The 15,403-nt window shown below is 59.7% G+C and carries 11 protein-coding genes and 1 tRNA gene; 5 read left to right on the top strand and 7 right to left on the bottom strand.

What is annotated here, in order from left to right; all coding sequences use genetic code 11:
• Positions 1-25: 25 nt before the first annotated feature.
• The gene (locus tag AB4037_RS11795) at positions 26-1,012 is read right to left on the bottom strand and encodes an ABC transporter substrate-binding protein (RefSeq protein ID WP_434960024.1); all 987 of its coding nucleotides are present in this window, start codon (positions 1,010-1,012) and stop codon (positions 26-28) included.
• Between the two features lie 301 nt (positions 1,013-1,313).
• On the opposite strand from AB4037_RS11795, the gene AB4037_RS11790 reads away from it, so the two are divergent.
• Positions 1,314-1,700, top strand: a complete 387-nt coding sequence (locus tag AB4037_RS11790) for a c-type cytochrome (RefSeq protein ID WP_434960023.1) — start codon at positions 1,314-1,316, stop codon at positions 1,698-1,700.
• An 87-nt stretch (positions 1,701-1,787) separates the two neighbouring features.
• Here the strand turns inward: AB4037_RS11790 and AB4037_RS11785 are convergent, their stop codons facing one another.
• Together AB4037_RS11785 and AB4037_RS11780 are read right to left on the bottom strand one after the other, a co-directional pair.
• Positions 1,788-3,098 carry an MFS transporter gene (locus AB4037_RS11785; RefSeq protein ID WP_434960022.1) on the bottom strand — a complete coding sequence of 437 codons (1,311 nt, stop codon included), beginning with the start codon at positions 3,096-3,098 and terminating at the stop codon, positions 1,788-1,790.
• Positions 3,099-3,233: 135 nt separating this feature from the next.
• Positions 3,234-3,899: a helix-turn-helix transcriptional regulator gene (locus AB4037_RS11780; RefSeq protein WP_441771639.1), complete on the bottom strand. Its 666-nt coding sequence runs from the start codon at positions 3,897-3,899 to the stop codon at positions 3,234-3,236.
• Between the two features lie 134 nt (positions 3,900-4,033).
• On the opposite strand from AB4037_RS11780, the gene AB4037_RS11775 reads away from it, so the two are divergent.
• Positions 4,034-5,230, top strand: a complete 1,197-nt coding sequence (locus AB4037_RS11775; RefSeq protein ID WP_434960020.1) for an NAD(P)-binding domain-containing protein — start codon at positions 4,034-4,036, stop codon at positions 5,228-5,230.
• A gap of 129 nt (positions 5,231-5,359) precedes the next feature.
• On the opposite strand, the gene AB4037_RS11770 is transcribed toward AB4037_RS11775, so the two are convergent.
• The 3 genes from AB4037_RS11770 to AB4037_RS11760 form a co-directional block, all read right to left on the bottom strand.
• Complete coding sequence (locus tag AB4037_RS11770; RefSeq protein WP_441771638.1) at positions 5,360-7,537, bottom strand: molybdopterin cofactor-binding domain-containing protein; 2,178 nt, start codon at positions 7,535-7,537, stop codon at positions 5,360-5,362.
• Positions 7,538-7,551: 14 nt separating this feature from the next.
• Positions 7,552-8,004 carry a (2Fe-2S)-binding protein gene (locus tag AB4037_RS11765; protein ID WP_441771637.1) on the bottom strand — a complete coding sequence of 151 codons (453 nt, stop codon included), beginning with the start codon at positions 8,002-8,004 and terminating at the stop codon, positions 7,552-7,554.
• Between the two features lie 365 nt (positions 8,005-8,369).
• Positions 8,370-8,828 (bottom strand): Lrp/AsnC family transcriptional regulator, encoded by a 459-nt coding sequence (locus AB4037_RS11760; protein ID WP_068289037.1) that lies wholly within the window; start codon positions 8,826-8,828, stop codon positions 8,370-8,372.
• Positions 8,829-8,951: 123 nt separating this feature from the next.
• On the opposite strand from AB4037_RS11760, the gene AB4037_RS11755 reads away from it, so the two are divergent.
• Both AB4037_RS11755 and ctlX read left to right on the top strand, forming a co-directional pair.
• Positions 8,952-10,001, top strand: coding sequence for an ornithine cyclodeaminase (locus tag AB4037_RS11755; RefSeq protein ID WP_441771636.1), 1,050 nt, complete (start codon positions 8,952-8,954; stop codon positions 9,999-10,001).
• A gap of 202 nt (positions 10,002-10,203) precedes the next feature.
• Positions 10,204-11,136 carry a citrulline utilization hydrolase CtlX gene (gene ctlX / locus AB4037_RS11750; RefSeq protein WP_441771635.1) on the top strand — a complete coding sequence of 311 codons (933 nt, stop codon included), beginning with the start codon at positions 10,204-10,206 and terminating at the stop codon, positions 11,134-11,136.
• 311 nt (positions 11,137-11,447) lie between these two features.
• On the opposite strand, the gene AB4037_RS11745 is transcribed toward ctlX, so the two are convergent.
• A tRNA-Ile gene (locus tag AB4037_RS11745) sits at positions 11,448-11,536 on the bottom strand.
• 356 nt (positions 11,537-11,892) lie between these two features.
• On the opposite strand from AB4037_RS11745, the gene AB4037_RS11740 reads away from it, so the two are divergent.
• On the top strand, positions 11,893-15,393 hold the full coding sequence (locus AB4037_RS11740) for a hypothetical protein (RefSeq protein ID WP_441771634.1): 3,501 nt from the start codon (positions 11,893-11,895) through the stop codon (positions 15,391-15,393).
• Positions 15,394-15,403 lie beyond the last annotated feature (10 nt).

Below are 15,403 nucleotides of genomic sequence, written 5' to 3'. Positions count from 1 at the left end.
GCCAGACGCCCCAGACCCGATGCCGTCAGCGCCCCGTCCAATAGAGCCCCTCCGGAAGAGCGGCGGTCTTGCCGACCAGTTTCTCGCCACCGAGCTTGGCCAGCATGGCATAGAGCTTGGCGGCATCGGCGCGCTCCTCCTCGACGGAACGGCTGGGAATGCCGGCGATGAAAGTCCGCTTCAGGACACCGTAGGTTGCCTCGTCATCGGCCTGCATCAAGGGTCGAAGCTGTGTCCATAGCGCCTCCTGGCTGGCCAGCGCCTGCTTGGCCTGCCGCGATATGCGGGCAAAGGCCGAGATCTTCTCATCGGCCTGCGCATCGCCACGCTTGAAGACATAGCCGACGAAGGAAAGCGGCCCCTCGACGCCGAAGGACCTTGCGACCTCGTCGGCACCGACCAGGCGCTTGTAGCCCTTGGCCTCGAGCCGCGCGCAGAAGTTCCAGTAGAGCAGGGCCGCATCGAGTTCCCCTTGTTCCAGCTTCATGCTCAGCAAGGGGGGCGCCCCGAACACCGGCATGGCCGCCTTGGCAAGATCGAGACCGGCCTGATGCTGCGCGTAGGCCTGCAGCATGATCCAGCTCTTGTCGAGCGCTCCGCCGGCCACACCGATGCGCTTGCCGGCAAGATCGGCCACGGTGGCAATCGTCGAGTTCGGCGCCCGCATCACCGCGCCCTCCGATGCCGAGAAAGGCAGGAAGACGATATCGCGCCCCTCGCCGCGCATGCGCGCCGCCCAGAGCAGATCCGACACGATGCTGTCGACGGCATCGCCCAGAAAAGCGATCCGCGACGCATCGTTTGAGGCAAGCTTGAGCGGATCGATCGCCAGACCCGCAGCCTTGTCCAGGCCGAGCGCCCGGATGGCGGCGAGTTCCCATTCGACGGTGCCGAAGGACAGGACACCGAGGCGCAGCGGCGGCAATTGCGCCTGGGCCGTGCCGATGCCGCCCAGAAACCCCGCGCCCAGCCCTGCACCCGCAAGCGCGAAAAATTGTCGCCGCTTCATCATTACCATAACCCGGAACCGGAGCGGGTCATCATGGGCCCATCCCCATCATATTGCTTCTGAAAAGACCGCTGCTGCCGAACCGGGAGCGACCCGATTGCACACGCCCGCAAGCACGTATCCTCCCTGTGCAGATAATATCTATTCTTGACAAGCAGTGTGGTCATCATTCTTCATGCTGTCCAGTCACTTTACGTTGCGCCTAGACTGATTCACAACGCAGCATGACACATGAAGAATAAAATAAGCAGAAATTAAGCTTAATCTTCAATGACCTTGGATGAACGGTCGAAAGGGAGAGAAAATGCGACAGGTCGCCGTTGGAATTCTTGCCTCTATCCTGATATCGAGTGCCGCCTTCGCGCAAGATGCGGCGCTCGGTGAAAAAGTCTTCATCAAGTGTAAAGTCTGCCATCAGGTTGGAGAAACTGCCAAGAACGCCGTCGGCCCCGAGTTGAACGGAGTAATCGGCCGCAAATCGGGATCCATTGACAGTTATACCTATTCTCCGGCAATGAAGAGCGCCGGCCTGACCTGGGCCGAGGACACTCTCTCAGAATATCTTAAGAACCCAAAACAGAAGGTGCCCGGCAACAAGATGGCCTTTGTCGGCCTGTCGAAGCCGGACGACATCGCCAATGTCATCGCCTTTCTCAAGCAGTTCGATGCCAGCGGCAAGAAGGCACCCTGAAGGCCCCGATGCCCGTTCCGCACCGATACTGAAATCGGCCACACGCGGGATCGGGCCATGACCCTCCCGTCGGCCGCGCAGTACCCGTCATTCGGCGGCCACGAATTCCGTTTTCGAATCATGGCCCAGTCCCAGCACCAGCAGGGCCGAGACGAGCGGCAGGAGCGATAGCGCCAGCAGCCCCATGGCGGTGCCCCCGGTCTGGTCCTTGAACCAGCCGATCAGATAGGGTCCGCCAAAGCCGGCGAGATTGCCGATCGAATTGATCAATGCGATGCCGGCCGCGGCCGATGCCCCGCTCAGAAAGGCTGTCGGCAAGGTCCAGAACAGGGAGAAGGTGCAGAACACGCCGATGGCCGCCACCGTCAGCGCGATCATGGTCAGGACGGGATCGGTGAGCGTGCTGGCCGCGGCCAGGGACAAGGCGATCAGGAAGAGTGGCAGAGCGACATGCCAGACCCGTTCGCGGACGCGGTCCGAGTGCTGCGCCCACAGGATCATGGCAACCGAGCCGAACACATAGGGGATCGCCGTCACGAAGCCGGTCTGGATATTGCTGAGGCCGAAGGCCTTCACGATCTGCGGCAGCCAGAACTGCATGCCATAGAGCGCCCCGACGAAGCCGAAATAGACCAGGCTCAACACGAGAACCTTGGGCGAGGCCAAGGCCTGGCGCAGGCCCAGATGATGGGCGGCCTGCTTGGCGGCCTCTTCCCGTTCCAGGCGGTCGGAGAGCCACCTTTTCTGCTCGGGGCTGAGCCAACCGGCGGCCGCTGGCCGATCGGTGAGATAAAACCAGGTCACGATGCCCAGAAGGGCCGCCGGAATACCTTCGAGGATGAAGAGCCATTGCCAGCCTTTCAGGCCGCCGATGCCGTCCATGCCGAGCAGATAGCCGGAAATCGGTGCGCCGATCATGGTCGATACCGGCACGGCGACGGCGAAGGCCGCGAGAATGCGGGCGCGATATTTGGCCGGGTACCAATAGGTCAGATAGAGGATGATGCCCGGAAAGAAGCCGGCCTCCGCCACGCCGAGCAGGAAACGCAACACGTAAAAACTCACCGGTCCCGCGACCAGCGCCATCAGCGCGGAGATGATGCCCCAGCTGATCATGATGCGGGCGATCCACCGGCTTGCGCCGACCTTGTGCAGGATGACGTTGCTGGGCACTTCGAAGAGGAAATAGCCGATGAAGAAGATGCCGGCGCCCCAGCTGAACACCAAAGGCGAGAATTTCAGCTCGTCATTCATGGTCAAGGCGGCAAAGCCGAGATTGACGCGGTCGAGATAGGCCAGGAGATAGGCCAGCATCAGGAACGGCAGCAGCCGCCAGGACACGGCCCGCACGGTCGACGCTTCCAGCGCACTCCCCTCTTGTTCCGACATGACGCTCATCGGCCTTTCCTTCCCATTACTGCCGAGCGGTCTTTTCGGCCCTCCTGAACAGCGGATGGCGACGTGCCGCTCTTTCCATCGCAGACCTACCACCCGTCTCGCGACATCGCGAGACAATGTGGGCGCAACGCCTCACTATCCTTCCTGTCGGATACGATAGGCGCAGCGCCGGGCACCATGGACGATGTGCTCGGTTCGCTCCACCGAGCATTGCGGCCCCAGCATTTCGCGGAAAATTGCAAGTTCCGAGCGGCAGAAGCCCTGGCAGGCCGTGGCAGCCGCGCAGATGGGACAATGGTTTTCGATGAGGATCCAGCCCGCGCCATCCTCGGCGGGGCGCTGCTCGGCCATGTAGCCCTCGCGCGTGCGAATCTCGGCGAGCGCGGCAATACGGGCCTCGGGGCCCTCGACCGGGCCAAGCTCGGCCCGGTAGGCCGCGCGCATCTCGTCCTCGCGCGCAGCGATCAGGCGTTCGAGCGCCTCGGGTCCGAGCAAGTCGCGGACATTGCGCAGCAAATTCACCGTCAGCTCGGCATGGGTGTCGGGGAAGCGGCCATGTCCCTGCGCCGTCAGGCGCCAGAACTGGGAGGGCCGGCCGACGCCCCTGGCGACAGATTCGGTCTCGACCAGGCCTTCGGCGGCGAGCTTCATCAATTGCTGGCGGGCGTTCTCGCCGGTCGTGCCGATCGCCTGGCCGAGCTCGGCCGCCGTCTGCTGTCCCCTTGTCTTCAGGAGAAGCAACAGGCGATCGGGTCCCGAGCGCGCTTGCAGGCTCGAATTTTCCAGCTCAGGCGTCGACATGGTCCTCTGCGGGTTATATTCAAAGCGTCAGCTTGCTTTATATGAACTCGGGCAACGGGATGCAATCTCGCCGATGGTTCAGGGCCCGTTTCCACCCTCTTGAATTCCGGGAACCCGGCCTCCACTCTCGCAGCATGGCTGAGCATGATGAAGAGGGAGCGAATGCCGCTTCGCCCCCCGCCGATCCGGCAACCGCGCGGGACGTCCACCTCGCCTACAAGGTGGACATCGTCGTGATCGGCGCCGGCCAGGCCGGGCTGTCGAGCGCCTATCATCTGCACGAGCTAGGCCTGCCGGCGGGGCGCGGTTTTCTGGTGCTCGACAAGGCGCCCGCACCGGGCGGGGCCTGGCAATATCGCTGGCCGTCCTTGACGCTGAGCACCGTCAACCGCGTGCACGACCTGCCCGGCATGGCCTTTGCCGAAATCATCGATCCCGGCCTCACCGAGGTGCCGGCGGCGCAAGCGGTGCCGCGCTATTACGAAGCCTATGAGCGCAAATTCGAGCTGCCCGTCTATCGTCCGGTGACGGTCAAGGTCGTCTGCGAGCGCGGCGGCCGCTTCCGGGTCGAGACGGACCGGGAGACCTTTTCGGCCCGCGGCCTCATCAACGCGACCGGCACCTGGGAGACGCCCTATATTCCCGACACTCCCGGCCGGGATCGCTTCAGCGGGCGGCAACTCCACACCCGCGACTACCAGACCGCCGAAGCCTTCGCCGGCCAGCGCGTCCTGGTGGTCGGCGGCGGCATCTCGGCCGTGCAGATCCTCGACGAGATCTCGCGCGTGACCGAGACGATCTGGGTGACCCGACGCGAGCCGCAATTCCGCGAGCGCCCCTTCACGCCCGAGGACGGACGGGCGGCCGTCGCCATCGTCGAGGACCGGGTGCGGCGCGGCCTCATCCCCGGCTCCATCGTCTCGGTCACCGGCCTGCCTCTCACCCCGGCCCTGAGGGCCGCGCGCGAGCGGGGCGTGCTGGCGCGCCGGCCGATGTTCAGCGCGATCACGCAGGACGGCGTGCGCTGGGCCGATGGCAGCGAGGAAAAGGTCGACGTCATCCTGTGGTGCACCGGCTTTCGCTCGTCGCTCGACCATCTGGCGCCGCTGCAGATCCGCGAGGACGATGGCGGCATCGTGATGACCGGCCGCCTGGCGACGCAGGTCGCCCGGGACCCACGCATCCATCTCGTTGGCTACGGTCCCTCGGCCTCGACCATCGGCGCCAATCGCGCCGGCGCCGCGGCGGCCCAGGAGCTGACGGCGACATTGGGGATCGGCGGTATAAGCCCCAATCCCTTACCCTCCCCTGGAGGGGGAGGGTCGGCCTGAAAGGCCGGGGTGGGGTGCAGAAACACGGATCGTGACCATAGAAACAGGTCTTTTTCCGAAGAAGTCACCCCACCCCSAGGCTTCGCCTCGACCCTCCCCCTACAGGGGAGGGTAAGGCAGGTCGCAGTCTCACCCGGTCTTCAGCGCATCCGTGTCGATCGGCAGGGTGCGTATGCGCTTGCCGGTCGCGGCGAAGACGGCGTTGGCGACGGCCGGGCCGACGGCGACGGTCGCCGTCTCCCCGATGCCGCCAGGGGCCTCGGCGCTCTTGACCAGATGGGTTTCCACCACCGGCACCTCGTCGATGCGCATGGGCAGATAGGTGTCGAAATTGCCCTGCTCCACCCGGCCGTCCTTCAAGGTGATGGCGCCGTGCAGCGCCGCCGTGAGGCCGAAGATCGCGCCACCCTCGACCTGCGCGGCGATGGTGTCCGGGTTGACCTGCAGGCCGCAATCGACGGCGCAGGTGAGGCGATGCACCTTGAGCGTGCCGTCGGCAGCCGTCTCGACTTCGGCCACCATCGACATGAAGCTGCCGAAGGCGAACTGCACGGAGACGCCACGCCCGCGCCCCTTGGGCAGCGGCTTGCCCCAGCCCGCCTTCTCGGCCGCCAGCGTGAGCACGCCGAGCGCCCGCGGGTTGTTGGCGAGCAATTCCTTGCGATAGGCGACCGGGTCCGCCTTGGCCGCGGCGGCCAGCTCGTCCATGAAGCTCTCGACCACGAAGACGTTGTGCGTCGGCCCGACGCCGCGCCACCAGGAGGTCGGGATGCCCGGCGGCTCGACCCGGACATAGTCGACATGGATGTTGGGCAGGGCATAGGGCGGTTCGGCCGCCGCCTCCACCGCATCGGAATCGATGCCGTCCTTGAAGGCCGGCGGGAAGTAGCGCGCCAGGATCGAGGAGCCGGCGATGCGATGGGTCCAGGCCACCGGCTTACCGGAAGCATCGAGCCCCGCCGACATCCGGTCGAAATAATAGGGCCTGTACATGTCGTGCTGGATGTCTTCCTCGCGGCTCCAGATCACCTTCACAGGCCCGTCGACCTGCTGCGCCACCTTGACGGCGCGCGCCACGCCATCGGCCTCCAGCCGGCGCCCGAAGCCGCCGCCGATGAGGTGGTTGTAGACCTTGACCTTGTCCTTGGGCAGGCCGGTGATCTCGGCCGCGACCGCCTGCGCCATGGTGGGCACCTGCGTGCCGACCCAGACATCGCAGCCATCCTTGCGGACATGCACGGTGCAGTTCATCGGCTCCATGGCGGCATGGGCGAGGAAGGGCACCTGGTAGATGGCTTCGAGCTTTTTGGCGGCGCCGGCGAGCGCCTTGGCGGTGTCGCCCTCGTTGCGGGCCACCGCGCCCGGCTGCTTGGAGGCCTCGGTGAGCTGGCTGACGATCCCGGCGCTGTTGACCTTGGCGTTCGGCCCGTCGTCCCAGGTGATGTTGGCGGCGGCGAGGCCCTTCTTGGCCGCACCCATATGGTCGGCGACCACGGCGACGGCATCGTCGGTCTTGACCACCTGGCGCACGCCCTTGACGGCCAGCACCGCCTTGTCGTCCACGGATTTGGGCTTGCCGCCGAACACCGGCGAAATGGCGATGGCGGCGACCTTCATGCCCGGCAGCTTGACGTCGATGCCGAACTCGGCCTTGCCGACCACCTTGTCCGGCGTATCCAGCCGCTTGGCCGGCGTGCCCAGCAGCTTGAAATCCTTGGGGTCCTTGAGGGTGATGCTCTCGGGCTTGGGCACCGGCATGGTCGCGGCGTCGTCGGCGAGCTCGCCATAGCCGAGCGTCGCATTGCTGGCGGGATTGAGCACGGCGCCGTCGCGGGCCGTCAGCTTGGCCGCGTCGACGTTCCAGCGCTTGGCGGCGGCGGCGACCAGCATGGTGCGGGCGGCCGCGCCGGCCTGCCGCAAAGGCAGCCAGAAGGCGCGTATGGTGGTGGAGCCACCCGTCGCCTGGCTGCCGAGCAGGGCATTGCCATAGAGCTTGTCGTCGGGCGGGGAATGTTCGAGCTTGACCTGGTGGAGGCCGACCTCCAGCTCCTCGGCCAGCAGCATGGCCTGGGCGGTATAGACGCCCTGGCCCATCTCGACCATCGGCATCACCAGCGTGACCAGGCCCTGCCTGTCGATGCGGATGAAGGCATTGGGCGCGAAGTCCTTGGCTTCGGCCGCGGCGACCGGCGATCCGGCCAGCGGCGGCAAAGCGAGCGTGAGAACGAAGCCGCCGCCGATGGCGGCTCCCGCCTTCAGGAAGGCGCGGCGATCGAGGTGTGAACGTGTATCGGTACCGTCGGGCATGATCCCTTCCCTCCTCAAGCAGCGGCGTGATGGATGGCGGCGCGGATACGCTGATAGGTGCCGCAGCGGCAGACATTGCCGGACATGGCGGCATCGATGTCCTCGTCGCTCGGCTTGGGCGTGGCGGCGAGCAGGGCCGCGGCCGACATCAGCTGGCCGGACTGGCAATAGCCGCACTGCACCACTTCGAGATCGAGCCAGGCCTTCTGCAAGGCCTTGCCCTGCGCGGTCTGCCCGATCGCCTCGATGGTGGTGACGGCGCTCTCGCCGACGCTTTCCAGCGGCGTGACGCAGGAGCGCGTCGCCGTGCCGTCGACATGCACGGTGCAGGCACCGCACAAGGCGGCACCGCAGCCGAACTTGGTGCCGGTCATGCCCAAAATGTCACGCAGCACCCATAACAGCGGCGTGTCGCCATCGGCATCGATGGTGTGAGCGGTTCCGTTGATCTTGATGGTATAGGCCATGGCAGTCTCCCGCGAGTCGGAAGGGCATATCCCCTCCTTGGAGCCATTCCAGACAATCAGCCTAGGCCTGTCGGGGCAAGGGTTCAATCGATCACAAGCCGGTGTGGGCTTTGGAACGCCTGCAAGTTGCCCGATGCACGGATCTCTCGCGTCACAGATAAAGCGCGGAAATCCTTCCCCGGCTTCGGGGAAGGTGTCGCTGCATGGCAGCGACGGAAGGGGGAGAGTGGCGCCGACCTGTCAACTCCAGGGGCATTTGCGCCACGCCCCCCCACCCGGCCCTTCGGGCCACCCTCCCCGAAGTCGGGGAGGGATAGTCGAGCCTCTTCCTGCTGAGCGGAATGCGCGAAGCCCGCAGCCATCCCTCACACGCTGCTCAGCAGCAGGCTCGTCTCGCTGTTCGACACCCCGTCGATCAGCCGGACCTCGCGCAGCACGCGGTCGAATTCGGCCAGGCTCGCGGCGCGGATGTTGGCGACCAGGTCCCAATTGCCGTTGGTGGTGTGCAAGGTGTGCACCTCCGGCAGGCCGCGCAGCTTGCGGATGACCTGCGTGGTCGACTTGCCGACCACCTCGATCATCATCACCGCATGCACGGCATTCATGTCGTAATCCTCGCGGACGCGGGCGGTGAAGCCGAGCAGCGTGCCAGTCTCGATCAGGCGGTCGAGCCGGTTCTGCACGGTGCCGCGCGCCACGCCCAGGGCATCGGCGAGCTTGGAGAGCGAGGCCCGGCCATCGGTGCGCAGATGCGCGATGATGCCGCGGTCGAGCGCATCGGGAATATATTTGACCGTTTCGGCGTCCCGGCCCGTCACTGACATTTTTCTCAACTCGACCTAGCAATCTGTATAATCCATTGACGGATTTAACACAGGATTGCGATTTCGGTGAACATTCGTACGGCCTACAACTGGAAGCAACAGTGACCGTTCCGGGATCCTTCGATGACCGCTCCCCTGCCCTCCGAGAAGGCGATGGTGCCTTTCGTCAGCGTCGACAACATGATGCGCCTCGTCCACCATCTCGGTATCGAGCGGGTGCTGGCCGAATTGACCGACCTGATCGAGGAGGATTTCGGCCGCTGGGAGAGCTTCGACAAGACCCCGCGCGTCGCCAGCCATTCGCGGGACGGCGTGATCGAGCTGATGCCGACCTCGGACGGCACCATCTACGGCTTCAAATATGTCAACGGCCACCCGAAGAACACCGCCGAGGGCCTGCAGACCGTCACGGCCTTCGGCCTGCTCGCCGATGTCGCGACCGGCTATCCCGTGCTGCTGACCGAGATGACGCTGCTGACGGCGCTGCGCACCGCGGCGACCTCGGCCATGGCCGCCCGCCACCTCGCCCCCAAAGGCGGCAAGGTGATGGCGATGATCGGCAATGGCGCCCAGGCCGAGTTCCAGGCCCTCGCCATGAAGGCGGTATGCGGCATCGACACCGTCAGGCTCTACGACATCGATCCCAAGGCGACGCAGAAGACCGCCCGCAACCTTCAGGGCAGCGGCCTCACCGTCATCCCCTGCACCTCCTCGCAGCAGGCGATCGAGGGCGCCGCCATCGTCACCACCTGCACCGCCGACAAGCAGTTCGCCACCATCCTCACCGACAACATGGTCGGCCCCGGCATCCACATCAATGCCATCGGCGGCGACTGCCCCGGCAAGACCGAGCTGCACAAGGACATCCTCGCGCGCGCCGACTGCTTCGTGGAATATCCGCCGCAGACCTGGATCGAGGGCGAGATCCAGCAGATGGACCGCTCCTACCCGATCACCGAGCTCTGGCAGGTCGTCACCGGCCAGGTGCCGGGCCGGCGCGACGAGCGCCAGATCACCCTGTTCGACAGCGTAGGCTTCGCCATCGAGGACTTCTCGGCCCTGCGCTATTTGCGCGCCCAGATTGTCGGCACCGATTTCTACCAGGAGCTCGACATGATCGCCGACCCCGACGACCCGCGCGACCTCTTCGGCATGCTGCAGCGCGCCCGCTGAGGGGGGCCTTTACCCTCCCCTGGAGGGGGAGGGTCGGACGAAGTCCGGGGTGGGGTGGCCTTCTTCGCGATGAAGGGACGCTGTCGCCACCGCCTGAGCATTTTCACCCCACCCCGGCCTTTCAGGCCGACCTCAGGCCATTCCAAGTGGAATGGCCGACACCCTCCAGGGGAGGGTGTAGACTCGACGCCCCGGAGCCCCCATGTCCAAGCGCCCCGCCTTCTCCGTCCAGGCCCCCTCCGCCGTGGTGATGGTTCGCCCGCACCACTTCACCGTCAACACCGAGACGGCGGCCGACAATCATTTCCAGGTCGCGGGCAATGGCGGGGAAGACCTCGCCCCGCTCGCTCATGCCGAGATCACCCGCGCGGCCGAGACTCTGGCTGTTCACGGCGTCACCGTGCACCTCTTCGAGGACGAAAGCCGCGAAACCCCGGATTCGGTGTTTCCCAACAACTGGTTCTCCACCCATGCCGGCGGCCATGTCGCCCTCTATCCGATGAAGGCGCCGAGCCGGCGGCGCGAGCGCCGGGCCGACGTCATCGAGATGCTGAAGACCGATTACCGCGTGCAGGAGGTCATCGACTATTCCGGCCTGGAGCCCGACGGCCTGTTCCTGGAAGGCACCGGCGCCATGGTGCTCGACCATATCGACCGCGTCGCCTATGCCGTGCGCTCCGACCGCACCGACCCGATCGCCCTCGAACGCTTCTGCACCCATTTCAACTTCGAGCCGATGGCCTTCGACGCCCGCGACGACAAGGGCGCCGCGATCTACCACACCAATGTGCTGATGTGCATCACCACCGATTTCGTGCTGATCGGCTTGGACATGATCACCGACGCCGCCCGCAAGGCCGAGATCGTCGCCCGCCTCGAACGCTCCGGCCGCGACGTGCTGGCGCTCAGCAACCGCCAGATCGAGAACTTTGCCGGCAACGCCATCGAATTGCAGGGCAGGGATGGCCGCCTCCTCGCCCTCTCGACCACGGCCCTCGCGGCCCTGACGCCCGAGCAGCGCGCCCTCATCGAGCAAAGCGCGACTTGCGTCGCCCTCGACATCCCCACCATCGAACGCGCGGGGGGATCGGTGCGCTGTACGCTGGCGGGGGTGCATCTGACGCCGAGGGGGTGAGCGATTGAACCGGGGCACGATAGCGCCTGCTTCGTATTGCTCTAGACCGGATTGATAAGAGTCCGGTCAGTCCATTTAGACTGTATACTCGGAAGCACTAACTTTCGCCCGGAATTGGTTCTAATCCAAACACCCGTGAATCATATCCTAGGAATAAATCTGCACCCAGTTAAGCAGTTTAGCCCACAGCAGAATGCTTCCCAAATCGAGCTCCTGTTGAGATCGTAAACACAAAAAATTATACTCGGCGTAAATCTACAGTAAAAACAACGAAGCCCGCTCAATGAGTTTATGCTCAGAGCGAGCTTCTAGAATTGGGGAGAGATTCGAACCCTCGGTACGCCAAAATGCGCGCTGCCGCTTATCAGGCGGCTCGTTTCAACCACTTACGCACCCAGCCAAAGCACCACGTTGCCGTAGCTATGGCGGCATAATACAGGCAATACCTCGCCTGCTACTAAAGGATAGGTACAGCCAAAAACAAAGTCAAGCACGCGCCCAGCAAGCTCGTTTACCACCATATGCCTGCCCCGAAAATCGCCTCCTGCTCAGGCCGCTCTAGCAGACTCGCTCATAATTCTACACCAAACGCAGATCGAAGTGAGGTGCATAAAGCCGAAGAAGTCGTCGTGGCGCTTGTCGTCCCGGGTTACACCGTCAACCCCAACATCCATTTAGACGTAACTGGTTGCATCGACGCTCCCCATCTGCAATCCTCGGTTTAAGAATTATCGAATCGAAGCACGTTTTAAAAAGATGCAACCCACCAAGAATAATCGTTCAGCTAGTACAAATCCAATTTTCGCCCGGGCAAAAGCCAAAGTAGGCTCCCAAGGTAATATTCAAATCGGACTGTCGCAATACAAATTAACAGCCCCCTTACCTGAGATCGTTGTAACCGCTCCGCTCTTCGCGCAGAACTCGATTTATAGACGAATTATTTTCCCGAACGCATTTCCAAAGGATTATACCCTTATCGGTACCAAAGGTCTGCGGACAAATGGTGACCTCAAGAGAGAATTGTTATGGTCTGTTTCCGTTCTATTACCGTTTTTTTCAGAAATTAATAAATTTTCTAAATTAAAAACCAGAGCAGAGAAGGAAATACTCTATGGTAGCTACGAATCCCTCGAAATTAGCCTCAATGAAATAGAGCGTGATTTCGGCGTTTCTACCTGGCTGGCAGAAACTCGTATTAATTTATCACAAATTAAAGACGGCTATACAGCGCAGCGCGATCTAAGCAACAGTCTATTACAGGCAAGTGAAAAATACCCAATAATTAACTTTATATTTTCTTGGTTTGCATTCCGGGCAGAAGAAAATGTTTCTGCGGTGGAGTTTCATAAATTTCTGGATAGATACATTCCGGTAAGGGTAGGGCAAGACTTCCTAATACATGCGATCCTGGGTAACTGTCCTGCCGCCGATATTCCTCAATTAGCAATGGCTATCGCATATACCGACATATTTCCGATTATCGATAGATATCTTTATCTGATTCGACTATTGCAGGCATTCTTATCCAACGACAAGGATCAGGAAATTTATGCCTTTATAAGGGACACAATAAAACCACTGGTTAATTGTATCGACGATGTGGCGCTACATAGATTATTTTTTGCGTATGGTGGCCACCCGAGAACCAAGATAAACACCAATGATAGACTTACTATACTTGACGCTTATGCAAGCGGCGAATACGAAAAATTAGAAAATATCACAAAACTAAAGATACAATCTGCATTCTCGATTGATACTCTCTATATGTATCTACGATCACAGGCACAAAATCAAAATGACGCGCCTCCACTTGCAGTTTCTCCAGGTAGTGTGTTTGCTAGAATCGAGCAAGATCTGAAGAAATTAACTTCTTTCTCCAACGATGCCTCCGAGGCTGCGGCTCGTTTATCAAAAATTTCTCTTGTTCATTTTGGAACGTTTTGGGCAGCGAGTCTTGCACTAATCGTACAACGACAATACCATGATGAAAGAGTTTTTCTCGCAAATTCGCTTCAAGTGTTCAACGCTTTGAGGGTAGACGAGGAGGACCCTATTCTGGCATTCTCCTTTGAGCGTTTGTCTATTGGTAGACGTTACCTGGAAACATATTTTCCGGGGGAAAATGATAGGTTATCTGTTCTCTTTGTAAATACATTATTGGATTCATCTGAAACTGCAGATGGTGTATTTGCAAAATTTCCGAAAAACCGGAACCGTAAAATGCAGGCGATGGCTTGCATGCGAACAAAAAAATTTCGTGAGGCTGTGCGAATTCTTTCCGAGGTGTTTCTCTCCTCCGATGTTCCAATCGTAAAATATGAGGCAGGCCTCTTGCTGGCGGAGGCGCTTCATCGGGAAGGAGAACTTCTCGAATGTGCAAGAGTTTGTGCGGATATGTACGTAGGCGCCAGCTATCTTGGTAAGATTCTACCGATCGAAAAATTAACAAATGATGTTATTGAGACAGATTCCGTCTCGTCAGATACAGCGAATTCATTACTCGGTGACTTAGCAATTGTTATTGTTTTAGATGCTTATTCCAGAGTAATTTCTCCTAATCGTGATCCGGAACGCGCGGACTCTTTTAACGACTTTTTACGCGCCAATAGACTGCGCTTTGCCTCTGACATTAATGCGGTGGATATCCGCTTCCCACCGCTTCAACTGATGCACTTTTGGCAATTTGTCTGTGTGCCGGAGGTACTAGATCAGTCACTTGCCCTTACCTCCACGCGAGCCGTTGAGGACGAGCGAGCAAAGATTCTGGTCTTAACTACTGAGTTGATGCAGTCACAAGGCGTCTCCCCACCGCCTCAGCTCATGGAGGAACTCCGCGAAATTCGGACTAGGCAGGCTGTTCGTGATACCACGCTGCAGCTTGATCAAAGCAAAATTTACGTCAATGTTGAGGGCATTAAGAGATCTATCGCGGTCTCCATGAAGGAGAGCTGGCTTCGCTATAGACTTATTAGCGCTCAACGAGATAGGTCTGCCTTTGAGGAAAAGCTCGAGGCGATTCAGGAAGTCTTGAATCTCAGCGGCATTACCATATTGCCGATGAACATGCCTGCCACGGAACGAAATAAGCTCTTCTCTCGGATGGTTTTGGAGCTGAGGGATTTGTTTACGACCAGCAAAGAGTTCGGCCTGGATGCAAATCTAAGCACAAATATTCGTCACGGTTACGTGATGAGAGAATTGCGAAAGCCGTTTATTACGCAGAATCTCGTTACAAATAAGGCTACCGAATATGGAGGCTATCTCCCAAATGAATATTGGCTCAGCCGTTCCGATGAAATGGAAAGCGCCGATCATGATACCCTATTGGGCGCATTGGGGCATTTTTCAGGCCGTGTAGATGAAGAAATTGAATTTCTTAATCGCCGTTTGTTACGTATTCAAAGTGATCAAGTTCCGGAAGGTTTGTTTAATTTTATCATTTCCGACATAGAGGCTGTTGTAATTCAAAAGCAATGCGCAAATCTTGAGGATTATCAGGAGTTCATTGACGTAGTTTTGAATTTCTTGTGGCAGCGTACCGACGCTTCGTTGGAGCTGGTTCGCAATGCGTTAAGAGACGTAACACTCGCGAAATTATCTTCATATATGTTGGATTTGGAAAACACGCTTCAAACAATACAACAATATCGTACGGCCGTCGATATACAAAGTGCTCTCAATCTCGCCAAACCTGAGCTGCAATCTGCGGTAGAGAGAGTAGCTAGTTGGTTCAAGCTTTCCGATAGCCAAGAATATCCTGACTATGCATTCACAACATCTTACGCGGCTGCATTGGCGACAGTTGAATCTTATTATTCCAATCTTGACATGCAATCCAATTTGAATTGCGAAAATAGCCTTCAAATGGCAGGGAGAACACTACCTCATTTTGTTAGATTATTTTCATTGCTCCTGGAGAATGCCGCATTTCATTCGGGTATAAACAAAGGTCGGCTAGATGTGATAGCAAGCGCGGGGGTTCAGGATCATATGCTCAGCATCGCAATCAAGAACCGTTTAGCGGCACATATAGATAGGGTGACACTTCAAAAGAAAATTGACAGGATTAATTCGGAGTTCGACGGTGAGTTCAAGTCCGAAGCGGTTCGGCAAGAGGGAGGTTCGGGGTATCCGAAGATTCAAAAATTACTTCGTCACGACCTTGGGAGAATGTGTATTCTTCACATTTATTTGGAAAATGACGAGTTTTTTTGCGTTGATATGCTTATGAACTCCGCCGGAGTAGTGTTATGAATATCTTAAT

It is taken from the genome of Labrys sp. KB_33_2 (assembly GCF_052114505.1).
Lineage (GTDB): Bacteria > Pseudomonadota > Alphaproteobacteria > Rhizobiales > Labraceae > Labrys.
The sequence above is the reverse complement of the archived record's forward strand: the minus strand, read 5'-3'. Positions and strand labels throughout refer to the sequence as shown.

Coding starts and splice junctions, on each gene's coding strand:
- AB4037_RS11795 (WP_434960024.1), bottom strand. CDS start 1,012: ATGATGAAGCGGCGACAATTTTTCGCGCTTGCGGGTGCAGGGCTGGGC.
- AB4037_RS11790 (WP_434960023.1), top strand. CDS start 1,314: ATGCGACAGGTCGCCGTTGGAATTCTTGCCTCTATCCTGATATCGAGT.
- AB4037_RS11785 (WP_434960022.1), bottom strand. CDS start 3,098: ATGAGCGTCATGTCGGAACAAGAGGGGAGTGCGCTGGAAGCGTCGACC.
- AB4037_RS11780 (WP_441771639.1), bottom strand. CDS start 3,899: ATGTCGACGCCTGAGCTGGAAAATTCGAGCCTGCAAGCGCGCTCGGGA.
- AB4037_RS11775 (WP_434960020.1), top strand. CDS start 4,034: ATGGCTGAGCATGATGAAGAGGGAGCGAATGCCGCTTCGCCCCCCGCC.
- AB4037_RS11770 (WP_441771638.1), bottom strand. CDS start 7,537: ATGCCCGACGGTACCGATACACGTTCACACCTCGATCGCCGCGCCTTC.
- AB4037_RS11765 (WP_441771637.1), bottom strand. CDS start 8,004: ATGGCCTATACCATCAAGATCAACGGAACCGCTCACACCATCGATGCC.
- AB4037_RS11760 (WP_068289037.1), bottom strand. CDS start 8,828: ATGTCAGTGACGGGCCGGGACGCCGAAACGGTCAAATATATTCCCGAT.
- AB4037_RS11755 (WP_441771636.1), top strand. CDS start 8,952: ATGACCGCTCCCCTGCCCTCCGAGAAGGCGATGGTGCCTTTCGTCAGC.
- ctlX (WP_441771635.1), top strand. CDS start 10,204: ATGTCCAAGCGCCCCGCCTTCTCCGTCCAGGCCCCCTCCGCCGTGGTG.
- AB4037_RS11740 (WP_441771634.1), top strand. CDS start 11,893: ATGCAACCCACCAAGAATAATCGTTCAGCTAGTACAAATCCAATTTTC.